The sequence below is a fragment of the Sphingomonas sp. GC_Shp_6 genome (assembly GCF_026540835.1).
Classification (GTDB): Bacteria; Pseudomonadota; Alphaproteobacteria; order Sphingomonadales; family Sphingomonadaceae; genus Sphingomonas.
In genome coordinates, this window is record NZ_JALNUO010000002.1 from 153,298 (window position 1) to 173,511 (window position 20,214).

Annotated in this window: 22 protein-coding genes; 11 read left to right on the forward strand and 11 right to left on the reverse strand. The window is 68.5% G+C overall.

All coding sequences use genetic code 11. The features are described 5' to 3' along the window. Positions 1-399, reverse strand: coding sequence for an alternative ribosome rescue aminoacyl-tRNA hydrolase ArfB (arfB, locus tag OXQ95_RS03435; protein ID WP_242096114.1), 399 nt, complete (start codon positions 397-399; stop codon positions 1-3). Beyond that, positions 392-1,039 (reverse strand): RNA pseudouridine synthase, encoded by a 648-nt coding sequence (locus OXQ95_RS03440; protein ID WP_242096113.1) that lies wholly within the window; start codon positions 1,037-1,039, stop codon positions 392-394. Before OXQ95_RS03440 ends, arfB begins: the two co-directional genes overlap by 8 nt. Positions 1,040-1,088: 49 nt before the next feature. Between OXQ95_RS03440 and OXQ95_RS03445 the strand changes: the two genes are divergently transcribed. Then, positions 1,089-1,838: a M15 family metallopeptidase gene (locus OXQ95_RS03445; protein ID WP_242096112.1), complete on the forward strand. Its 750-nt coding sequence runs from the start codon at positions 1,089-1,091 to the stop codon at positions 1,836-1,838. Positions 1,839-1,988: 150 nt separating this feature from the next. Here the strand turns inward: OXQ95_RS03445 and wrbA are convergent, their stop codons facing one another. Then, a complete protein-coding gene (wrbA, locus tag OXQ95_RS03450) occupies positions 1,989-2,588 on the reverse strand; it encodes an NAD(P)H:quinone oxidoreductase (RefSeq protein ID WP_242096111.1) in 600 nt (199 codons plus the stop codon). 126 nt (positions 2,589-2,714) lie between these two features. On the opposite strand from wrbA, the gene OXQ95_RS03455 reads away from it, so the two are divergent. The 3 genes from OXQ95_RS03455 (at position 2,715) to OXQ95_RS03465 (ending at position 5,548) form a co-directional block, all read left to right on the forward strand. Then, on the forward strand, positions 2,715-3,608 hold the full coding sequence (locus OXQ95_RS03455) for a LysR family transcriptional regulator (protein WP_267379665.1): 894 nt from the start codon (positions 2,715-2,717) through the stop codon (positions 3,606-3,608). Positions 3,609-3,669: 61 nt separating this feature from the next. Then, the gene (locus tag OXQ95_RS03460) at positions 3,670-4,752 is read left to right on the forward strand and encodes an AI-2E family transporter (RefSeq protein WP_267379667.1); all 1,083 of its coding nucleotides are present in this window, start codon (positions 3,670-3,672) and stop codon (positions 4,750-4,752) included. A 94-nt stretch (positions 4,753-4,846) separates the two neighbouring features. Then, positions 4,847-5,548, forward strand: a complete 702-nt coding sequence (locus tag OXQ95_RS03465; protein ID WP_242096108.1) for a response regulator transcription factor — start codon at positions 4,847-4,849, stop codon at positions 5,546-5,548. Positions 5,549-5,762: 214 nt separating this feature from the next. Here the strand turns inward: OXQ95_RS03465 and OXQ95_RS03470 are convergent, their stop codons facing one another. Both OXQ95_RS03470 and OXQ95_RS03475 read right to left on the reverse strand, forming a co-directional pair. After that, complete coding sequence (locus OXQ95_RS03470) at positions 5,763-6,152, reverse strand: glycine zipper 2TM domain-containing protein (protein WP_267379669.1); 390 nt, start codon at positions 6,150-6,152, stop codon at positions 5,763-5,765. A gap of 150 nt (positions 6,153-6,302) precedes the next feature. Continuing rightward, complete coding sequence (locus OXQ95_RS03475) at positions 6,303-7,946, reverse strand: amidohydrolase family protein (protein WP_267379671.1); 1,644 nt, start codon at positions 7,944-7,946, stop codon at positions 6,303-6,305. 87 nt (positions 7,947-8,033) lie between these two features. Here OXQ95_RS03475 and OXQ95_RS03480 point away from each other — a divergent pair, with 87 nt between their 5' ends. Both OXQ95_RS03480 and OXQ95_RS03485 read left to right on the forward strand, forming a co-directional pair. Continuing rightward, entirely contained in the window at positions 8,034-9,281 is a 1,248-nt protein-coding gene (locus tag OXQ95_RS03480) for a threonine ammonia-lyase (protein WP_267379673.1), read from the forward strand. A gap of 92 nt (positions 9,282-9,373) precedes the next feature. Then, on the forward strand, positions 9,374-10,168 hold the full coding sequence (locus tag OXQ95_RS03485; protein WP_242096104.1) for an arginyltransferase: 795 nt from the start codon (positions 9,374-9,376) through the stop codon (positions 10,166-10,168). A 1-nt stretch (position 10,169) separates the two neighbouring features. Here OXQ95_RS03485 and OXQ95_RS03490 read toward each other — a convergent pair whose 3' ends face one another. From OXQ95_RS03490 to OXQ95_RS03505, 4 genes are all read right to left on the reverse strand, one after another. Continuing rightward, positions 10,170-10,979, reverse strand: a complete 810-nt coding sequence (locus OXQ95_RS03490; protein WP_242096103.1) for a transglutaminase family protein — start codon at positions 10,977-10,979, stop codon at positions 10,170-10,172. Between the two features lie 24 nt (positions 10,980-11,003). Beyond that, positions 11,004-11,939, reverse strand: a complete 936-nt coding sequence (locus OXQ95_RS03495) for an alpha-E domain-containing protein (protein WP_267379677.1) — start codon at positions 11,937-11,939, stop codon at positions 11,004-11,006. Continuing rightward, complete coding sequence (locus OXQ95_RS03500; protein ID WP_267379679.1) at positions 11,939-13,468, reverse strand: circularly permuted type 2 ATP-grasp protein; 1,530 nt, start codon at positions 13,466-13,468, stop codon at positions 11,939-11,941. The genes OXQ95_RS03495 and OXQ95_RS03500 overlap by 1 nt, the downstream gene beginning before the upstream one ends. An 86-nt stretch (positions 13,469-13,554) precedes the next feature. Further along, positions 13,555-14,664, reverse strand: a complete 1,110-nt coding sequence (locus OXQ95_RS03505) for an S-(hydroxymethyl)glutathione dehydrogenase/class III alcohol dehydrogenase (RefSeq protein WP_267379682.1) — start codon at positions 14,662-14,664, stop codon at positions 13,555-13,557. Between the two features lie 107 nt (positions 14,665-14,771). Here OXQ95_RS03505 and OXQ95_RS03510 point away from each other — a divergent pair, with 107 nt between their 5' ends. Continuing rightward, positions 14,772-14,975 (forward strand): DUF2945 domain-containing protein, encoded by a 204-nt coding sequence (locus tag OXQ95_RS03510; protein WP_242096099.1) that lies wholly within the window; start codon positions 14,772-14,774, stop codon positions 14,973-14,975. Positions 14,976-15,025: 50 nt separating this feature from the next. Continuing rightward, entirely contained in the window at positions 15,026-15,328 is a 303-nt protein-coding gene (locus tag OXQ95_RS03515; protein WP_242096098.1) for an SWIB/MDM2 domain-containing protein, read from the forward strand. 75 nt (positions 15,329-15,403) lie between these two features. On the opposite strand, the gene OXQ95_RS03520 is transcribed toward OXQ95_RS03515, so the two are convergent. Both OXQ95_RS03520 and OXQ95_RS03525 read right to left on the reverse strand, forming a co-directional pair. After that, complete coding sequence (locus tag OXQ95_RS03520; protein WP_267379686.1) at positions 15,404-16,528, reverse strand: MFS transporter; 1,125 nt, start codon at positions 16,526-16,528, stop codon at positions 15,404-15,406. Positions 16,529-16,605: 77 nt separating this feature from the next. Continuing rightward, positions 16,606-18,978, reverse strand: coding sequence for a membrane-bound PQQ-dependent dehydrogenase, glucose/quinate/shikimate family (locus OXQ95_RS03525; protein WP_267379688.1), 2,373 nt, complete (start codon positions 18,976-18,978; stop codon positions 16,606-16,608). A gap of 180 nt (positions 18,979-19,158) precedes the next feature. On the opposite strand from OXQ95_RS03525, the gene OXQ95_RS03530 reads away from it, so the two are divergent. Genes OXQ95_RS03530 through OXQ95_RS03540 form a run of 3 tightly spaced genes read left to right on the forward strand, consistent with a single transcriptional unit; the run spans position 19,159 to position 20,153 of the window. Then, the gene (locus OXQ95_RS03530; RefSeq protein ID WP_242096091.1) at positions 19,159-19,347 is read left to right on the forward strand and encodes a hypothetical protein; all 189 of its coding nucleotides are present in this window, start codon (positions 19,159-19,161) and stop codon (positions 19,345-19,347) included. Positions 19,348-19,402: 55 nt separating this feature from the next. After that, complete coding sequence (locus tag OXQ95_RS03535) at positions 19,403-19,636, forward strand: hypothetical protein (RefSeq protein WP_267379692.1); 234 nt, start codon at positions 19,403-19,405, stop codon at positions 19,634-19,636. Between the two features lie 31 nt (positions 19,637-19,667). Beyond that, positions 19,668-20,153: a Fur family transcriptional regulator gene (locus OXQ95_RS03540; protein WP_267379695.1), complete on the forward strand. Its 486-nt coding sequence runs from the start codon at positions 19,668-19,670 to the stop codon at positions 20,151-20,153. Positions 20,154-20,214 lie beyond the last annotated feature (61 nt).

Below are 20,214 nucleotides of genomic sequence, written 5' to 3' on the forward strand. Positions count from 1 at the left end.
TCACTCCATCGATACGCGGCCGCGCCCGGCCTTCACGGCGCTGCGTCCCTTCTTGGCATCCACCCGCCGCGCCTTGGCCGCGCGCGAGGGCTTGGTCTTCACGCGGCGCGCGTCGCGCTCCGCTGCGGTATCCAGCAGGTCGGACAGGCGCGCGCGCGCATCGGCGCGGTTCTGCTCCTGCGTGCGATAGCGGCGCGCGGTGATGACGATCGTGCCGCCCGCGGTCATCCGGCTGCCCGCCGCGATCCGCAGCCGGCGGAACGTCTCGGGATGAAGCCCCAGCGCATAGGCGTCGACGCGCAACTGGCACGCGGTCGCCACCTTGTTGACGTTCTGCCCGCCCGGCCCCGAGGCGGCGAGGAAGCGCTCCTCGATCGCGTCCTCGGGCACCTCAGCCATCGTCGAAGCCGGCGAAGCGTTCGGGCATCGGCGCCTCCGCGACGATCGGATCCTTGGCGCCGCGCGGCACCGTCAGCGCACGCGCATGGAGCATCATGCCCAGCCGGTCGGCGCGGCCATAGACCTGATCGCCCACCACGGGCACGCCGAGGCCACTGGCGGCGTGGACGCGGATCTGGTGCGTGCGCCCCGTCTCCGGCCGGAATTCGACGAGCGCACGGCCGTCCACCACGCGCACCAGCCGCCATGCCGAGCGCGCCGCCTTGCCCTTCGCATCGGGCACCATCCGCCAGCCCGCCTCGCGCGTGCTCGTCTTGGCCAGCGCCATGTCGATGATGCCGCCCTCGCCCTCCGGCACGCCGTCGAGCACCGCGAGATAGCGTTTCTGTACCAGCCCCTGTTCGAACGCCTGTTGCAGCCGGGCATGCGCCTTGGGGTTGCGCGAGAGGAGCAGGCAGCCGCTGGTGTCGCGATCGAGCCGGTGTACCGCGACCGGCCAGCGCTGGAAACCGAACTTCAGGCTTTCGAGATGGTTCTCGAGGCTGAGCGATCCGTCACGCGGCGGATCGACCGGCAGGCCCGAGGGCTTGTCGATCACCAGGGCCTCGCCGTCGAGGAAGAGTACGCGATCACCATGCATGGGCCGCCCTTGCCACCGCAAGCCCGCGCATGCCAGAGGCTCGCGCACGATGATGCGCCGCATTCTCCCCCTGCTCGCGTTCGTCGCCGCCGCGTCGCCGGCCATGGCGCAGGTCTGTTCGGGCGGGCTGGGCGGTGTCGGCGAAGGGCGGCTGATGGGGCATCTCTTCTATGGCGACGCGCCCCAGGACGATCTCGTGCCCGCGCCCGCCGGCTATGCGCTGGGGCGCGAATGCCTGTTGCGGCGCGACGCGATGCCCGATCTGATCCGCCTGATCGACGCCTCGCGCGCCGATCCGCGCACCGGCGGCCGGATCCTCGCGCTGTCGTGTCACCGTTCGGTCGCGCGGCAGAGCGCGGTGTTCGGGCGCGAGCGGCCCGATGGCGGCGCGTCGGACCGCGCCGAGTCGGTCGCGCCGCCGGGCTATAGCGAGCATGGCACCGGCTATGCGCTCGATTTCGCGATCCGCCCGGCCAATGGCTGCCCCGATGCCGAGGCGTGCATGGCCGCTACTCCCGCCGCGCGCTGGCTGCGGACCAATGCGCCGCGCTACGGCTTCGAACAATCCTTCCCCGGCGGCAACCGCCAGCAGGTGAAATGGGAGCCGTGGCATTGGCGCTGGGTGGGGGTGAACGGCGACGTCGCCGCCGCCGCCCGCGCCCGCGCGCTCTTCGCCTGTGCGCGCAAACGTTTCCCCGCCGATCCGGGGATCGTGCCCCTGGTGGTCCGGGTGGCGGTGCAGCCGGCGATGCCGGTGCATGGCGCGCCACCCCGACCGGTGGTCAGGAAACGCCGCTGATCCCCAGCGTTTCCTGACGCCACCTACCTCCGTTCGCCCTGAGCCTGTCGAAGGGCCTGTTCACATCCGACGGCACGCCGGCGCAGAGAATGCTTCGACGAACTCAGCAGAACGGATGGGGCGGCAGGGTCGCCCCATCCTCATCCCACCCTAGGCGAGCTTGGCCGCGGTCTCGGCGATGCGCTTGCCCTGATAGCGGGCGCCCGCCAGTTCCTCGGCGTGCGGCTGGCGGCTGCCGTCGCCGGCCGCGATCGTCGTCGCGCCGTAAGGCGATCCGCCGCGCACCTCGTCCACGCCCATCTGGCCCTGGAAGCCGTAATCCAGCCCGACGATCGTCATGCCGTGATGCAGCAGGTTGGTGATGATCGAGAACAGGGTCGTCTCCTGGCCGCCATGCTGGCTGGCGGTGGCGGTGAAGGCGCCGCCCACCTTGCCGACCAGCGCGCCCTTGAACCACAGGCCGCCCGTCGTGTCCCAGAATGCCGCCATCTGCGCGGGCATCCGACCGAAGCGGGTCGGCGCGCCGACGACGATCGCATCGTAATCGGCGAGCGCATCGGGGCTCTCGATCAGCGGATGCTTGGTGTCGGTCTTGAAATGTGCGGCCTCGACGACCTCTTGCGGCGCGGTCTCGGCGACGCGGCGGATATCGACCTGCGCACCACCCTCGCGCGCGCCCTCGGCGACGGCATCGGCCATCTGCTCGATATGGCCATAGGACGAATAATAGAGCACCAGCACCTTGGTCATCGCGAAATCTCCTTTGCGCGCCTCGAACGCACCCGGCCGGAAATAGTCGCTCCGCCCGACGGGTAAACGGAAACCGTGGAAACGGATCGTTTCGGAGCTATGATCCGGGCTTTGCGGAGAAGCCCGATGCGCCTGCCCGATCTCGAAGCCTGGGCGATCTTCGCCAGCGTCGTCGAGCATCGCTCGTTCAGCGCCGCCGCCGACACGCTCGGCCTGTCCAAGGCAACCGTCTCCAAGGCGATCACGCGGCTGGAGGCGCATCTCGGCCAATCGCTGTTCCACCGCACCTCGCGGCGCATCGCGCTGACCGAAGCGGGCAAGCCGCTGGCCGAGCATGCTGCGCGCATCCTCGCCGAATCGCGTGCCGCCGAAGAAGCGGCGTTCGATGCCGCGCGCGCGCCCACCGGCCGCATCCGGCTCGCCGCGCCGATGAGCTTCGGGATCGACACGGTGGCGCCGGTGCTCGCCGAATTTCTGGCACTTCATCCGGGAATCGAGATCGACCTCCACGTCTCCGACGCGCGCGTCGACATCGTCGCGGAGGGGTTCGATGTGGCGCTGCGGATCGCCCGGCTGCCCGACAGTTCGCTGCGTGCACGGCGGCTGTGCGGCATCGCCACGCATGTGGTGGCCGCGCCCGCCTATCTGGCGGCGCACGGCACCCCCGCCCACCCTGCCGAACTCGCCGCGCACCGGCTGCTCGGCTATTCGAACGTCGTCGGCCCATGGCATTTCGAGCGGCCGGGGGAGCCCGACGTGGCGGTGCGCGCGAGCGGCCCGCTGGCCGCGAACAGCGGCGAGGCGCTGCTGCCCGCGCTGCTGGCGGGGATCGGCATCGCGCGGCTGCCCGATTTCATCGTCGGCGCGCATATCCGCTCGGGCGCGGTGGTCGCGATCCTCACCGACTGGCCGAACCCCGAAGTGGGGCTGCACCTGCTGACCCCGCCCAGCCCCCTTCGGCCGGCGCGCGTCGAGGCGCTGATCGCGTTTCTCGGCGAACGGCTGCGCGATCCACGCTGAGCCTGTCCCCCGCGCGTGCGATCTGCCACGGATGCGCCATGCCCGATTCGCACCCGCCCCGATGAACCGCCTTGCCCCCGATGCCGACGATGCGCGCTTCGTCCGCCGGATCGTCATCGCGATCCTGATCCTGGCGGTGGTCGCCGCGCTCTACCGCGCCGGGGACCTGCTGATCCTCGCCTTCGGCTCCGCGCTCGGCGCGATCGTGATCCATGCGATCGCCGAGAATTACCGCACGCTGCTACGCGTGAACGCCAAGCTGTCGCTGGGCCTCGCGATCGCGACCGTGCTGGCGATCATCGGCTTTCTCGGCTGGCTGTTCGGCGTCGCCTTTCGCCAGCAGGTCAACAGCTTCATCACCCAGTTGCCGGCGCTGCTCGACCATCTGGCCGCCTGGATGTCGCAGACGCCGGTGGGCGCCAAGATCGTCGACGCAGTCCACGCCGCCTTCGCCGGCAGCCGCGTCGCGCGCGACGTCGGCGGGCTGGTGCAGGGCACGGGCGAACTGCTGCTCAACTGCCTGTTGCTGCTCGTCGGCTCGCTGTTCTTTGCCGCCGACCCCAAGGTCTATGAGCGCGGTTTCCTGTTCCTGGTGCCGTCGTCCAAGCGCGCCGCGTTCGAGGATGCGCTGTTCGACGTGGGATCGACGCTGCGGCTCTGGCTACGCGCGCAGCTCATCCAGATGACGACGATGGGCGTGCTTGTCGGCGTGGGGCTGTGGATCGCCGACGTGCCCTCGCCCGCCGCGCTCGGCCTGCTCGCCGGCCTGTCCGAATTCATCCCCTATGTCGGGCCCACCGCGGCGATGCTGCCGGCTTTGGGGCTGGCGGCGGTGAACGGCAGCGGGCCCGTCGTCGGCACGCTCGTCACCTATGCGGTCGTGCGGCTCGTGCAGACCAATTTCATCACCCCCTTCGTCACCAACCGCGTGATCGCCATCCCGCCGGCGGTCACGCTGTTCGCGATCATCGCGATCGGCATGGTGTTCGGGCTGTTCGGCCTGTTCTTCTCGGCCGCGCTGCTGGTGGTGATCTACACGCTGATCCGCAGCCTCTATCTGCGCGAGGTGCTGGGCCAGGATATTCCGCGCGCGCAGCACCAGCGGCTGCTCGGCCCGAACGAATCGCCGGAAATCCGCTCTTAAGCCGAAATTAACCTTTTGCCTTCACATGTGGTGTGGTTAATAAATACGGCTGGAGCGACGGGTATGGAACCGTCCTCGAGGACGGGGGAATGCGATGCGCGTGCTGCTGATCGAGGACGAGCCGACGACCGCCAAGGCGATCGAGCTGATGCTGACGACCGAAGGATTCAACATCTACACCACCGATCTGGGTGAAGAGGGTTTGGATCTCGGCAAACTCTATGATTACGATATAATCCTGCTCGATCTGAACCTGCCCGACATGCACGGTTACGACGTGCTGAAGAAGCTGCGCGTGGCGCGGGTGTCGACGCCGGTGCTGATCCTGTCGGGCGTGAACGAGATGGACAGCAAGGTCCGCTCGTTCGGCTTCGGTGCGGACGATTATGTGACCAAACCGTTCCACCGCGAAGAGCTGATCGCGCGCATCCAGGCCGTGGTCCGCCGGTCCAAGGGCCATTCGCAGAGCGTGATCCGCACCGGCAAGCTGGCGGTCAATCTCGACGCCAAGACGGTCGAGGTCGATGGCAGCCGCGTGCACCTGACCGGCAAGGAATATGCGATGCTGGAGCTGCTCTCGCTCCGCAAGGGCACCACGCTCACCAAGGAAATGTTCCTCAACCACCTCTATGGCGGGATGGACGAGCCCGAGCTGAAGATCATCGACGTCTTCATCTGCAAGCTGCGCAAGAAACTGAGCCTCGCCTGCGACGGCGAGAATTACATCGAAACGGTGTGGGGCCGCGGCTATGTGCTGCGCGAACCCGAAGAGATGGCGGTGACGCAGGTCGCCTGACCTTCGGTCAATCACCACGAAAAAGGGCTGCCGCATGGTGATGCGGCAGCCCTTTTCGTTTTGGCGCAAGCTATTGTTCGATCACGTCACCCCGACCCGTCCCCTGGGCCCGTCGAAGGGCCTGTTCCAGGGCCAAGGTTCGGCCACGGAGAGCGTGCTTCGAAAAGCTCAGCACGAACCGTCGGAGGGATGGACGAACGACCGCCTACCCGCCTTAGCGGCAGCGCACCTGGTTGCGGTCGATCGAACGACCGAGCAGCGCACCGCCACCGGCGCCGAGCAGCGTGCCAAGCGTGCCGCCGCCGAGCACGTTGCCCAGCACGCCGCCGCCGACCGCACCGACCACCAGGCCCGTTGTCCCGTCGTTGCGACGGCAATAGGCGCGGCCATCACGGCCACGATAGATCCGGTCGTCGCGGCTCAACGCCCGGTCGTAACCGCGGCGACTGCGATAATTGTCGCGCGGGTTCCAGTTGCCGTTGTCGTCGCCGTGCCAGCCATAATCGCGGCCATTGTCGCGATACTGCGCCGATGCCGCACTCGGCAGCGCGATCGGCGCGGTGACGGTCACGGCCATCAGCGTCGCCATCAGGAACTTCTTCATCGATCGTCTCCTCGTTACCCTTGCGTAACCAGCAAGTCCGGGGATGGTTCAATCCGCCCCGATGGCTCCGATCTAGGCGCCGGGCGGTGTCCCGACGCTGAACCCGCATGTCAGCCGCCATACACGTCCGCCAGGCCGGGATGCGGTTCGTCAGGGCCGCTTGTACACCTGCTGGCCGCCCACCCAGGTCTCCTCCACCTTGGTGGCACGCAGCTCGGTCGGCGAGGCGGTCAGCGGGTCGCGGTCGACGATGATGAAATCGGCGTGCTGCCCCACCGCCAGCCGGCCGTATTTGCCCTCGGCGAAGCCGGCATAGGCCGCGCCGCCGGTGAACGCCCACCACGCCTGTTCGCGCGTCACGCGCTCTTCCGGGCGCCATCCGCCGAACGGCTGCCCTTGCGCGTCCATCCGCGTGAACGCCGCCGCCCAGCCCGCGAACGGATCGGGGCTTTCGACCGGATAGTCCGATCCGAAGGCGAGTGCGGCGCCGTTCTTCAGCATCGTGTTCCACGCATAGGCGCCACCCAGCCGATCGGGGCCGAGCCGTGCCTCGGCCATCGTCCGGTCGCTGGTGGCGTGGGTCGGCTGCATCGACGCGATGATGCCATGATGGCCAAAGCGCGGCAGATCGGCCGGATCGACGATCTGCGCATGCTCGATCCGCCAGCGGCGATCGCCGGTATAGGTGTCCGACATCTCCTCGATCGCGCCCAGCACCTGCGCATTCGCCTTGTCGCCGATCGCGTGGACCGCGACCTGATAGCCGTCCATCGCCGCGCGGCTCATGCGGTTGCGGATCAGCGTGTCGCTCATGAAGCCAGCGCCCGACTGGCCGGGCGCATCGCTGTAGGGCGCCTTCAGCCAGGCCCCGCGCGAGCCGAGCGCGCCGTCGTCGTACAGCTTCACGCCCACCAGCCGCAGCCGGTCGCCATAGAGCCACGGCGTCGGCCCGGTGCCGCCGATCTGCACCGCAGTCTCGACGCCCAGCCCATAGCTGACGATCCGCACGCGCAACCGGTCGGTGTCGCCCATCCGCCGATAGGTCATCCAGTCGTCGAGCGAGGTGCCCATGTCGTCGGTGGCGGTGATGCCATAGCCGAGCAGGATCGCCTGCGCCTTCAGGAACGCGGCGTTGCGATCCTTGGCCGAGGGCTGCGGCACTGTCTTGGCGACCAGATCCTGCGCGGCATCGACGAACACGCCCGACGGCACGCCGCCGCTGCGCTCGATCCGCCCGCCCGCGGGCGCCACACTCTTCGCGGTCACGCCCGCGGCCTTCATCGCCGCGCTGTTCGCCCAGGCGGCATGGCCGTCCGCGCGCGACAGCCACACCGGCCGGTCGCCCACCACCGAATCCAGGTCCGCCGCGGCGGGGAAGCGCCCCAAACCCCAGCTTTCCTGGTTCCAGCCGCCGCCCAGGATCCATTTGCGATCGGGATTGGCGGCGGCATAGGCGGCGATCCGCGCCTTGGCCTCCTCGAGCGACTTCGTGCCCGACAGATCGAGCTCCAGCGCGCGAAACCCCAGCTCCATCACATGGCCATGCGCGTCGATGAAGCCCGGCAGCAGCACGCGCCCCTTCATGTCCGCGCGCCAGTCGGGCCGGTCGGGGCGCTTCTCCTTGGCCGCGAACAGCCGGGTGACGACGCCGTCGCGGGTCATGCCGATCCCGGTGAAGTGGATGACGTGCCCGTCCTTGTCGAGCGTGATGCCGTCGACATTGTCGATCAGCGCGTCCGCGAAGGCGGGCGCAGGGGTCAGCGCGAGCATCGCCGCGGCGTACAGGAATTTCATCGCCACTCGCTCCGCCGCCGCCCGCATCATGCGCCGCCGCATAAGCCGTGTTCCCCCGTCACGCCAGATGGTCTAATTCCACGCATCATGGCTACCCTTGCAAACGCCGACGCGCGCTCCGCCCTTCCCGTCTCGATCGACGACGTCCATGCCGCGCATGATCGCATCCGCGACGCGGTGGTGCGCACGCCGACGCTCGTCAGCCGCACGCTTTCGCAGATGACCGGAGCCGAGGTTTACCTGAAATTCGAGAACCTTCAGTTCACCGCGGCCTATAAGGAACGCGGCGCGCTGAACACGCTGCTGCAACTCGACGAGGCGGCGCGCGCCAAAGGCGTGATCGCGGCGTCGGCGGGAAATCACGCGCAGGGCGTCGCCTATCACGCCACGCGACTCGGCATCCCCTCCACGATCGTGATGCCGCGCAACACGCCCACGGTGAAGGTGACCCAGACCGCCGGGCACGGCGCGACCGTGATCCTGGAGGGCGACACGTTCGACGCCGCGCACGCGCACGCCCGGCTGCTGGAGGCGGAGCGCGGCTATACCTTCGTCCATCCGTTCGACGATCCCCGCGTCATCGCGGGCGCCGGCACGGTGGCGGTCGAGATGCTGGAGGACGTGCCCACGATCGACACGATCGTCACGCCGATCGGCGGCGGCGGCCTGATCTCGGGCATGGCGACCGTGGCGCGCGCCGCGGACCGTCCGATCGAGGTGATCGGCGTGGAGGCCGAGCTGTTCCCGTCGATGTACAACCGCATCCGCGGCACCGAAATGCCGTGCGCGGGCGATACGCTGGCCGAGGGCATCGCGGTCAAGGAGCCGGGCGCGATCACGTCGCGGATGGTGCGCGCGCTGGTCGACGACATCGTGCTGGTGAGCGAACGCAGCCTCGAGGAAGCGGTGAGCCTGTTGCTCCAGATCGAGAAGACCGTGGTGGAGGGCGCGGGCGCCGCGGGGCTGGCCGCGCTGCTCGCGCATCCCGAGCGGTTCCGCGGCAAGACCGTCGGCGTGGTGCTGTGCGGCGGCAACATCGACACGCGGCTGCTCGCCAACGTGCTGCTGCGCGATCTCGCGCGTTCGGGCCGTCTCGCGCGGCTGCGCATCCGCCTGCAGGATCAGCCGGGCGCGCTGTTCAACGTCGCCCGGATCTTCGATCAGGAGCGGATCAACATCATCGAAGTGTATCACCAGCGCGTGTTCACCACCCTGCCGGCCAAGGGCCTCGTCACCGATATCGAATGCGAGGCGCGCGACCGGGCGCATCTCGACAAGCTGGTGACGGCGCTGCGGGCAGCGGGATACGAGACGAGCCTGGTCGAACTGGCCTGATCCTGTTCACGTTAACCCTTTATGATGGTAAAGCCGCTTTTCACGGAGGCGCGGACGATTCATAACGGGCGGATCATGACAGGCCATTCGCGGTGACCGCGCCCTTCCGCTTTCCCCGCTTCTTCGTCACGAGCCCGTCGCCGTGCCCCTATCTGCCGGGCCGGCAGGAGCGGAAGGTGTTCACCGAACTGGCGGGCCCGCATGCGGGCGAGCTGAACGACGCGCTCGGCCGGATCGGCTTTCGCCGCAGCCAGGGCGTCGCCTATCGCCCCAGTTGCGCAGGCTGCGCGGCCTGCATCTCGGTGCGCGTCGTCACGAACGAGTTCGTCGCCAACGCCACGCAGCGCAAGCTGCTGCGCCGCAACCGCGACGTCGAGGTGACCGCCTGCCGCGCCTGGGCCACGGACGAGCAATATCAGCTTCTTCGCGGCTATCTCGCCAGCCGCCATCCCGGCGGCGGCATGGCGGGCATGGACGAGGAGGATTATGCCGACATGATCGAGCATTCCCCCGTCAATTCGATGATCCTCGAATATCGCGAGCCCTCGATCGGCGGCGTACCCGGGCGGCTGATCGGCGCCTGCCTCACCGATCGCCAGGCGGACGGGCTGTCGATGATCTACAGCTTCTTCGCCACCGACGAGGACGCTCGGCCCGGCTTCGGCAATTTCATCATCATGGACCATATCCTGCGCGCGCGCGACGCGGGGCTGGCCTATATCTATCTGGGTTATTGGGTGAAGGGCTCGGCGCGGATGGCGTACAAGGTGCGCTATCGGCCGATCGAGATGCTCGGCCCCAAGGGCTGGCGGCGGATGGAGGACGAGCCCGAGGCCGTGCCCGCCAGCCCGGCGCAGCATCACGCGCTGCGGCGCGAACTCGCCTGACTCACTCCTCGCGCGACACCACCACGTCGACGTCCAGTTCCTCGTCGCCCCGCCCCAGCCGCGACCCCGCGACCGGCGCCGCGCCCGCCGCATCGAGCGCGACCGCGACGCGGACATAATCCTCCTGCGGGCACAGGCCGAACCACGGGTCGAACCCCACCCAGCCGAGCCCGTCGACATGCGCCTCCGCCCAGCCATGCGGCGTCGGCCGGTGCGCGCCGTCGAATCCCGTGAGGCAATAGCCCGAGACGTAGCGCGCCGGCGCGCCGAGCGATCGGGCCGCCACCGCGAACATCTGCGCCATGTCGCGCGGCGTCGCGGTGGCGGCGGCAAAGGCGGTGGCGGCATCGATCGATGGATCACCGCGCCCCCGGTCGCGCGCGAACCGGCCGTGCAGCGCCGCGCTCACCGCGTGCAGCCGCGCCAGCCGGTCCCGCTCGCCTGCCGTCGTGTCGGCGGCGAAGGTGGCGATCGCAGCGTCCGCCGCGGTGCACGGCGTCGCGCGGAGGAACAGGGCGGGCGGCAGCGTCTCGGCGACGCCGTGCAGCACGCCGTCCGAATGGCTGGTCAGCACCTCGCCCGATACCGTGATCGCAATATGCGCGATCGGCCCCTCGACATAGAGCATGGTGATCGCATTGCCGAAGCCGTCGCGCCCGACCTTCATCCGCGCGTCGCAATCGACATCGATCCGCCACGACGCCACCGTCTGGTCGTGCGAATTCTCCGGGCTCACCCGCAGCATCTGCACCAGCCGTTCCTGCGGCTCGCTGAACCGGTAGACCGTTCGGTGATCGACCGACAGCCGCATGTCTTGCCCCCTTTTTTCAGCCCCCTAGTGGAACTTGAATTGTCGCCCGATCGCGCCGTGCAGCAGATCGTTTTCGTGGATGAACGCCTGCAGATATTGGTGCAGCCCCGAGGCGATCACCTGGCCCGAGCGCGTCCGCGCCAGACGCGCGCTGCGCATACGCGCCATCCGGTCCGCCTCGCCATGATGCCCCGTCCGCTTGGCGAGCAGCCCGAGCATGTCGACCGCTTCCTCGACCGAGGCCGCGAGACTGCGCGGCAGCTCGGCGCGCGCGATCAGCAGGTCAATGACGTTGGCGGGCCGCAGCCCCTCGCTGTAGAGCCAGCGATAGGCGGTCACTGCCGAGACGGTGTGGAGGATCGTCGTCCACTGGTCGCGATCGACGACGCCGCCCACGCGCTCCCCCTGCGGCAAAAGGATGTGGTATTTGACGTCGAGCAGCCGCGCGGTGTTGTCCGCGCGCTCCACCGTCTGGCCGAGCCGGATGAACCATGTCGTCTGGTTGCGCAGCATGCGGTGCACCGCGCCCTCGAACCCGCGCGTCTCGGTCTTGATCGCCTCGACCAGCCCCAGCGTCGCGGTGGTCCCCTGCGGGCTCGCGCGGTTGTCACAGGCGAGCCAGGCAGCGTTGACCGCGGTCCATGCCTCGCGGGTCAGCGCGGTGCGCACCGCCTTCGCGTTGGTGCGTGCCATGTCGAGGCAGCGCACGATCGAGGCAGGGTGCGAGCGATCGAGCGTCAGGAAGCGCGCGACCGATTCCTGCGACATCTCCCCCTCGGACGCGTCGAACGCCGGCGCGCAATCGAGCACCGCCAGCGCCGACGCCCAGCCCTCGGCCCCCGCCGGCCGCGACGACAGCACGTCGAGCCGAACGGTCGCCTCCACCAGCCGGGCGATGAAATCCGCACGTTCGAAATAGCGGCCGAGCCAATAGAGCGACGAGGCGGTGCGCGACAGCATCACGCGCCTCCGCCCAGCGGGCTCGACATATCGCCCAGCGTCTGCGTCATGCCGCCCATGGTCTGCGTCATGCCGCCCGGCCGCATCGCCTGATGCTGATCCGCCATCAGCACAAAACTGTCCTTGGTGCCGCCGCCCTGGCTGGAATTCACCACCAGCGAGCCCTGTTTCAGCGCCACCCGGGTGAGCCCGCCCGGCACCACCTGAACACCGTTCGACCCCGTCAGCACGAAGGGGCGGAAATCGACGTGGCGCGGGCTCAGCCCCTCGTCCGCCAGCGTCGGCACGGTGGACAGGGCGAGCGTCGGCTGCGCGATATAGCGTTCGGGCTCCGCGATCAGCGCCGCCCGGAAATCCGCGATCTCCTGCTTCGATGCGGTGGGCCCCACCAGCATGCCATAGCCGCCCGAGCCGTCGACCAGCTTGACCACCAGTTCGGGCAGGTGATCGAGCACATATTTCAGCGCCTGCGGCTCGCGGCAGCGCCACGTCTCGACATTGGGCAGCTTGGGCTCGCCCCCCGAATAGAAGCGCACGATCTCGGGCATATAGCTGTAGATTGCCTTGTCGTCGGCGATGCCGTTGCCGGGCGCGTTGAGGATCGCGACGTTGCCGGCGGCATAGGCGGCGATCAGCCCCGGCACGCCCAATGCGCTGTCGGGGCGGAACACCAGCGGATCGAGGAAATCATCGTCGATCCGGCGGTAGATCACGTCCACCTTCACCCGCCCGGCGATGGTGCGCATCCACACCAGATCGTCGTCCACGACCAGATCCGCCGCCTCGACCAGCTCGATCCCCATCGAATCGGCGAGGAAGCTGTGCTCGTAATAGGCCGAGTTATAATGGCCGGGCGTCAGCAGCACGCACACCGGATTGCTGCCCGTGCCGTGCGGCGCGACCGAGCGCATCGTTTCCAGCAGGCGATCGGGATAGCTGTCGACCGCGGCGACACGGAATTCGCGGAACAGCTCGGGGCAGAGCCGCAGCATCGCCTCGCGATTCTCGAGCATGTAGCTCACGCCGGAGGGCGTTCGCGCGTTATCCTCCAGCACGAAGAATTCGTCGGGGCCCGTGCGCACCAGATCGATCCCGCAGATATGTGCCCAAATTCCGTGCGGCGGCCGCATCCCCGCGATTTCGGGCCGGAATTGTGCGTTGCCGTAGATCAGATCGGGCGGCAGGACGCCCGCGTCCATGATCCGCCGGGCGCCATAGATATCGTCGAGAAACGCGTTGATCGCCTCGACGCGCTGGACGAGCCCGTCGGACAGCCGCGTCCATTCGTCATGCAGGAACACGCGCGGCACGATGTCGAACGGGATGATCCGCTCGCTCGCATCGCTGTCGCCATAGACCGCGAAGGTGATGCCCAATTGGCGGAACGTCGTCTCGGCGGCCTGCTGGCGGCGGCGGAGTTCGGCATCGGGTGTTTCGTCGAGCCAGCGGCCGAGCGCGGCGAGCGGCCCGCGCGGTTCGGCGCCCGCGCCATCGCCCATGATCTCGTCGAACGCCGTGCCGATCCCCATCTACGTTAAAGCTTTCCCATATCGTTCCGGTTCCATGCTGCAACGCATCGTAGCATCGCACAAGGCCGATCGCAGGAAAGAATGGATCAATACACCACCACCGCCCGGATACTTTCGCCCGCGTGCATCAGATCAAAGCCGCGGTTGATCTCGTCCAGGCTCAGCCGGTGGGTAATCATCGGATCGATCTCGATCATTCCGTCCATATACCAGTCGACGATCTTGGGCACGTCGGTGCGCCCGCGGGCACCGCCGAACGCGGTGCCCCGCCAATTGCGGCCGGTGACGAGCTGGAAGGGCCGCGTGCTGATCTCCTTGCCCGCCTCGGCCACGCCGATCACGATGCTGGTGCCCCAGCCGCGATGGCACGCCTCCAGCGCCTGGCGCATCACGGTCGTGTTGCCGGTGCAGTCGAAGGTGTAATCCGCGCCGCCGTCGGTCAGCGCCACCAGATGCGCGACGATGTCGCCGGCCACGTCCTTGGGGTTGACGAACCGCGTCATGCCGAAGCGGCGGCCCCATTCCTCGCGGTCCGGATTGAGATCGACGCCGACGATCATCCCCGCGCCCGCCAGCCGCGCGCCCTGCACGACGTTCAGCCCGATGCCGCCCAACCCGAACACGATCACGGTGTCGCCCGGCTGCACCCGGGCGGTGTTCACCACCGCGCCCACCCCGGTCGTCACGCCGCAGCCGATATAGCAGCTCGTGTCGAACGGCGCGTCGTCGCGGATCTTGGCGAGCGCGATCTCGGGCAGGACAGTGAAGTTGGAGAAGGTCGAACAGCCCATATAGTGAAAGATCGGCTGCCCCTTGTAGCTGAAGCGCGTGGTGCCGTCGGGCATCACCCCCTTGCCCTGAGTCGCGCGGATCGCGGTGCACAAATTGGTCTTCTGGCTGAGGCAGGATTTACACTGGCGGCATTCGGGGGTGTAGAGCGGGATCACGTGATCGCCGGGCGCCAGGCTGGTGACGCCCGCCCCCACTTCGCGCACGATGCCCGCGCCTTCATGCCCCAGCACGCTCGGGAACAGTCCCTCGCTGTCGAGACCGTCCAGCGTATAGGCGTCAGTGTGGCAGATGCCCGTAGCCATGATCTCGACCAGCACCTCGCCGGCCTTCGGCCCTTCGAGATCCAGCTCGACGATCTCGAGCGGGCACTTGGCTTCGAACGCGACGGCGGCACGGGTCTTCATGGGAATGGCTCCTCGAGGATGGCGCCCAGATGCCAAGGCTTCGCCGCCCGCGCAACCAAGCGGCGGCCTCGACCATTGCACAATCCTACACCCGAAGGAGAAGGACGATGGCCGATCTGAAGAAGGGCGACGAGGTCACCTGGAAATCGCATGGCGGCACCGCGCACGGCACGGTCGAGAAGAAGCAGACGAGCCCCACCGACATCAAGGGCCATCACGTCGCCGCCTCGCCGGAGAACCCCGAATACATCGTAGAGAGTGACAACGGCGGAAAGGCGGCGCACAAGCGGGAAGCGCTCAAAAAGGCGTGAGTCCGGGCAAACCGGCAGAGCACACCTAAGGCTTCACAGGAAGGAACATCATGGCAACCGCAAAGCAGGAAACCGCCGCCAAGAAGACGGCCGCCAAGGAAACCAAGGCCGGCACCGGCATCCACGCCCCCGTGCAGCCTTCGCCCGAGCTTGGCGCGATCGTCGGCAACGACCGGCTGCCGCGCAGCGAAGTCATCAGCAAGGTCTGGGCCTATATCAAGGGCAACGATCTCCAGAATCCCGAGAACAAGCGCGAGATCCTCGCCGACGAGAATCTCAAGAAGGTCTTCGGCCGCGACAAGGTGACGATGTTCGAGATGAACAAGTACATCTCGCAGCATGTGAAGGCCTGACGCCGCGCAGGGGGCGTCTGCGCGCGACGCGCGACGCCCCGATTGCCTGAGCGGCTCCTCTATCGTACCTTACGGTCAGGCGGCCTCGATCCTGGAGTCCATCTTCCAGGAGATCGCCCAGATCACCAGCCCGCCGACCGCCAGTGCGGCGCCCACCCAGCCGACCGACGTCCACCCAAACCCGGCCGCGATCGCAAACCCGGCGAGCAGCGGCCCGAGCGCGTTGGCGGTGTTGAACGCGCTGTGATTGAGCGCCGCTGCCAGCGTCTGCGCATCGCCCGCGACATCCATCAGCCGCGTCTGCATGATCGTGCCCAGCCCGATCCCCGTACCGATCAGGAAACAGATCGGCGCCATCGTCCAGATGCTCTGCGCCGCGACGTGATAGAGCAGCAGGCACACGAGGGTCCAGGCGAGCGTGGCGCCCGCAGCCGGCATCAGCGCGCGATCCGCCGCCCAGGCGCACACCAGCGTACCGACGAACATGCCGGCGCCGAAGATGGCAAGCACGAACGGCACGACGCTGGCGGAAACGCCCGTGACCGCCACGAGCGTGGTGGCAAGATAGGTATAGACCGCGAAGATCCCGCCGAACCCGATCGCGCCCACCCCGAGCGTCAGCCACACCTGCGGCCGGCGCAGCGCGCCCAATTCGCGCAAAGGGCTGCTCGTCCGGTCGGCGGGCGTTGACGGCACGAATCGCCAGACGAGCGCCACGGTGGCGATGGCGAGGACCGCGACGAGCGCGAAGCCCCAGCGCCAGCCGATATACTCGCCGATCGCATAGGCCACGGGAACGCCGACGACCGTCGCGACCGTCAGCCCCGTGAACATCCTGGCGACCGCCTGCGTTCGGCGATGCTGCTCGACCATCGATGCCGCGACGAGCGAGGCGACGCCGAAATAGGCGCCGTGCGGCAGGCCGCTGAGAAAACGGAATGCGAGCATCCAGCGATAGGAGGGTGCAAGCGCACTCGCCAGATTGCCGAGCGCGAAGACGAGCATCAGGCCCATCAGCAGCGTCCGCCGCGGCAGCCGTGCGCCCAACACCGCGATCGTCGGCGCCCCCACCACCACGCCCAACGCATAGGCGCTGATGACATGGCCGGCGGTCGGCGCGTCGATGCCAAGCGCCTTGGAGAAATAGGGCAAGAGGCTCATCGCCGAGAATTCGGTCGTGCCGATCGCGAAACTACCCATGGCCAGCGCGAACAGGACGACGGCGACCGGGGCGTCGCGGCCGCCAGCGTCCCGTACTCCGTCAATTGCGATCGCTGTCACGAACGCGGCAGCGCATACGCGATCACCGAATCGCCCAATTTGGTGCCGAGCGAGGAGTGGCCGCCCGCCACCACCACCACGAACTGGCGCCCGGTGGCGGCCGAACGGTAGCTCATCGGCGAGGCCTGACCACCCGCCGGCAGCCGCGCGCGCCACAGCACATGCCCGTCGCGCAGGTCATAGGCGCGAACATAATCGTCGATCGCCGACGACAGGAACGCGACGCCACCCGCGGTCACCAGCGGCCCGCCGAGCGAGGGCACGCCCATCTTGAACGGCAGCGGCAGCGGCGTCTCGTCGCGCACCGTGCCGTTGGCGTGGCGCCACGCGACCTTGCCGGTGCGCAGGTCGATTCCCGCGACATAGCCCCAGGGCGGCGCCTGGCACGGCAGGCCGAGCGGCGAGAGGAACGGGTTCATCGCGACCGCGAACGGCGCGCCGGCATTGGGGTTGTAGCCATGCACGTCGGCCCCGCGAAAATCGGATCCGCCCGCCGATCCCTTGCTCTCGGCGCCCGCCGTATTGCGCGGGATCAGCCGGTCGACGAACGCCATGTAATTGGGATGCGCGAACGCCACCTGCCGCACCGGATCGATTGCGATGCCGCCCCAGTCCATCACGCCGAAATTGCCGGGGAAGACGATCGTGCCCTGCTCGCTCGGCGGGGTGAACGGGCCGTCATAGCGCAGCCGCCGATAGGCGATGCGGCAGGCGAGCTGGTCGAGCATCGTGCCGCCCCACATGTCGCGCTCCTCGATCCGCCGTTCGGGGAACAGCGACACCGCCGAATAGGGCTGGGTGGGCGATGTATGATCGCCCGGCGCCGCCCCGCCCGGCACGCGCCGTTCTGTGACGGGAAAGAGGGGATGGCCGTTCCGGCGATCGAGCACGAAGATGTTGCCCGTCTTGGTGGACTGGACGAGCGCGGGCACGCGGCCCTTGCCGGGCAGATCAAGGTCGACCAGCGTCGGCTGCGCAGGAATATCCATGTCCCACAGATCGTGATGCACCGTCTGGAACGCCCAGCGCGGCTTTCCCGTGGCCAGATCGAGCGCCAGGATCGTGGTCGCCCAGCGCTCGGTGGCGGGCGAGCGGTTGCCGCCCCATTGGTCCACCGCGCCCATGCCCATCGGGAAATAGGCGAGGCCCAGCGCGGGATCTGCCGCCGCCGTGCTCCACATATTGGGCGTCGACGGCGTGTAGAGGCTGCCGTCGGGCAGCGGCCGGGTGTCGCCGGCGCGGCCGGGATCGAAATTCCACCGCAGCGCGCCGGTGCGCAGGTCATAGGCGCGGATCACGCCCGAGGGCACGTGCGTGGAGACGTCGTCATAGACCGCGCCGCCCGTGACCACGACGCCGTTCGCGACCAGCGGCGACGACGTGCCCTGATACCAGCCCGCCTTGCCGACCCGCATTCCGCGTCGCAGATCGACCGCGCCGTGCTCGCCGAAGCCGCCGCACGGCCGGCCGCTGCGCGCGTCGATCGCGATCAGCCGGGCGTCCGCGGTCGCCATGTACAGGCGCTCGGCACAGGCGCCGCCCGGGGCCACGCGCGCATAGGAGACGCCGCGGCACGTCAGATGCTGGAGATTGGGCGAGACGACGACATGCGGGTCGAAGCGCCAGCGCGGCTTGCCCGTTTCGGCGTCGACCGCGACGATCCAGTTGTGCGGCGTGCACAGATACACGGTGTCGCCGATCTTCAGCGGCGTCATCTCATAGGTCGTCTCGTCGGGATCGGTCGGCCGCTTAAGATCGCCGGTGTGGATCTGCCATGCGACCTTCAGCCGGTCGACATTGGCCGGCGTGATCTGGTCGAGTGCGGCGAATTTCTGCCCGTTCCAGCTCCCCGCATAAGCCGGCCAGTCGCCCCCCGCGGTAGCGGACGGCGCTCCCGACAAAGGCGCCCGCGCGGCAAGGTCGAGCTGGCCCGGGCGATCGTGATCGCGGTGAAGGGCAGAGACGAGCGCCACCCCGCCGGCCGCACACAACACCAGCGCCAGCGGCGCCACGCGCGCCACGCCACGGCCCTGCAGGCCGCGCGACACGGGCGGCAACAGCAGCAGCGCGCCGAGCACGAACAGCACGTCGCCGCGCGGTACGAGCTGCCACCAGTCGAAACCGATTTCCCAGACCGCCCAGACGAGCGTCGCCGCGATCACCGCCGCCACCACGTGGAGCCCGGCGGGCCGCCCCCGCCACAGCAGCACCGTCGCCACCAGCAGCGCGACCCCGAGCAGCAGATAATAGACGCTGCCGCCGATCGCGACGAGCCAGCCGCCGCCTATCAGGTTGAACAACCCGACGGCGGCCACTGCCAGCGCCGCGAGGCGAAGCCATAGGCGGGTGTTGTGAGTCGATGCCGACATGGCGTTCCCCAAGATGATGACGATCCGCCCCCGGATGCACGCCTGTTCTGCTTGGTCGCGCGCTTGCGCCTAGTTACCGGCGAGCGGCCCGATGGTTCCCGATCCGCGGAAAAGGCCTATATCGCGCGGGCCATCCGATCGTGCGTTCCGCCGATGTGAGTCGGCCGCAAGGAATCATCGATGTTCCTCGATCTTCACAACGCCTGGCCGCCGCCCGAACCCTGGTCTCCACCATCACGCCCGCGCATGACGAAAACGCGCGAGCGGATGATCGGCTGGCTGCTCGGCTTCAACCTGCTGATGCTGCTGGTGGGGCCGCTCGCCGGGGCATCGGTCCTCGAAATACTGGTGCCGCTGTTCAAACGGTGATGGCGCGGGCTTCGGCCGGGTTGCCGATCAGGGCGGGCTCGGCCAGGGACGCGCGATGACCGCCGGCGATCTCCAGGACATGCTCGTGACGAAGCTCGTGCGGGAGGCGGGCCGCACTCGCCGGCACTGGCGGCTCGTCGTCGGGCCGGTGCGAGTCCACGACCGCGCGACGCATGCGCATTGCAACTGGTCGATCGCGCCCTCGGGCGATGCCTATGAGAATGACGCGGTCGAGCGGATCGTCGACGATCTCCGGCTGGATCATCCCTTTGTCGAGAAGTTTTCTTGAATCATCCCAGAAAGGCCGTTAAACGGCGTCCATGCACGGCGCCGAGACCCAGGGTTCGATCGATCTGATCCGCGCGGCCGGGCTGCGCGTCACGCGCCAGCGCGTGGCGGTGCTGGAGGCGGTCGAGGCCGCACCGCACACCAATGCCGCCGCGGTGCTGGCGGCGGTGTCGCTGGTGCTGCCCGACGTGTCGCACCAGGCGATCTACGACTGCCTCGCCAACCTGACCGAGGCCGGGCTGTTGCGCCGGCTGATCGTGGACGGCCGCCCGGCGGTGTACGAGACACGCACGCACGACAACCATCATCACTGCGTCTGTCGCGCCTGCGGGCTGGTGGTCGATGTCGATTGCGCGGTGGGCGCCGCCCCCTGCCTCGACGTGGCCGATGCCGCGGGCTTCGTGATCGACGAGGCCGAGATCACCTATCGCGGCCTGTGCCGAAGCTGCGTCGCCGCGCGGCCGGCCGCCATTCCTGTTTCGCAATCCCTTTCCCCCAAGGAGAACCACTGTGGCTGAAGTGAAGCACGACGACGCCGTTGTCGCCGAGATGAACACCGACGGCGCCGTCGCCGCCGGC

Bases quoted from the DNA above. Each gene is read 5' to 3' on its own strand.
- OXQ95_RS03470 (WP_267379669.1), bottom strand. From the start codon at position 6,152: ATGAAGAAGTTCCTGATGGCGACGCTGATGGCCGTGACCGTCACCGCG.
- OXQ95_RS03530 (WP_242096091.1), top strand. From the start codon at position 19,159: ATGTTCCTCGATCTTCACAACGCCTGGCCGCCGCCCGAACCCTGGTCT.
- OXQ95_RS03495 (WP_267379677.1), bottom strand. From the start codon at position 11,939: ATGCTGTCGCGCACCGCCTCGTCGCTCTATTGGCTCGGCCGCTATTTC.
- OXQ95_RS03520 (WP_267379686.1), bottom strand. From the start codon at position 16,528: ATGGGTAGTTTCGCGATCGGCACGACCGAATTCTCGGCGATGAGCCTC.
- wrbA (WP_242096111.1), bottom strand. From the start codon at position 2,588: ATGACCAAGGTGCTGGTGCTCTATTATTCGTCCTATGGCCATATCGAG.
- OXQ95_RS03525 (WP_267379688.1), bottom strand. From the start codon at position 18,978: ATGTCGGCATCGACTCACAACACCCGCCTATGGCTTCGCCTCGCGGCG.
- OXQ95_RS03445 (WP_242096112.1), top strand. From the start codon at position 1,089: ATGATGCGCCGCATTCTCCCCCTGCTCGCGTTCGTCGCCGCCGCGTCG.
- OXQ95_RS03535 (WP_267379692.1), top strand. From the start codon at position 19,403: ATGACCGCCGGCGATCTCCAGGACATGCTCGTGACGAAGCTCGTGCGG.
- OXQ95_RS03480 (WP_267379673.1), top strand. From the start codon at position 8,034: ATGGCTACCCTTGCAAACGCCGACGCGCGCTCCGCCCTTCCCGTCTCG.
- OXQ95_RS03510 (WP_242096099.1), top strand. From the start codon at position 14,772: ATGGCCGATCTGAAGAAGGGCGACGAGGTCACCTGGAAATCGCATGGC.
- arfB (WP_242096114.1), bottom strand. From the start codon at position 399: ATGGCTGAGGTGCCCGAGGACGCGATCGAGGAGCGCTTCCTCGCCGCC.
- OXQ95_RS03505 (WP_267379682.1), bottom strand. From the start codon at position 14,664: ATGAAGACCCGTGCCGCCGTCGCGTTCGAAGCCAAGTGCCCGCTCGAG.
- OXQ95_RS03490 (WP_242096103.1), bottom strand. From the start codon at position 10,979: ATGCGGCTGTCGGTCGATCACCGAACGGTCTACCGGTTCAGCGAGCCG.
- OXQ95_RS03465 (WP_242096108.1), top strand. From the start codon at position 4,847: ATGCGCGTGCTGCTGATCGAGGACGAGCCGACGACCGCCAAGGCGATC.
- OXQ95_RS03500 (WP_267379679.1), bottom strand. From the start codon at position 13,468: ATGGGGATCGGCACGGCGTTCGACGAGATCATGGGCGATGGCGCGGGC.
- OXQ95_RS03540 (WP_267379695.1), top strand. From the start codon at position 19,668: ATGCACGGCGCCGAGACCCAGGGTTCGATCGATCTGATCCGCGCGGCC.
- OXQ95_RS03475 (WP_267379671.1), bottom strand. From the start codon at position 7,946: ATGAAATTCCTGTACGCCGCGGCGATGCTCGCGCTGACCCCTGCGCCC.
- OXQ95_RS03460 (WP_267379667.1), top strand. From the start codon at position 3,670: ATGAACCGCCTTGCCCCCGATGCCGACGATGCGCGCTTCGTCCGCCGG.
- OXQ95_RS03515 (WP_242096098.1), top strand. From the start codon at position 15,026: ATGGCAACCGCAAAGCAGGAAACCGCCGCCAAGAAGACGGCCGCCAAG.
- OXQ95_RS03440 (WP_242096113.1), bottom strand. From the start codon at position 1,039: ATGCATGGTGATCGCGTACTCTTCCTCGACGGCGAGGCCCTGGTGATC.
- OXQ95_RS03455 (WP_267379665.1), top strand. From the start codon at position 2,715: ATGCGCCTGCCCGATCTCGAAGCCTGGGCGATCTTCGCCAGCGTCGTC.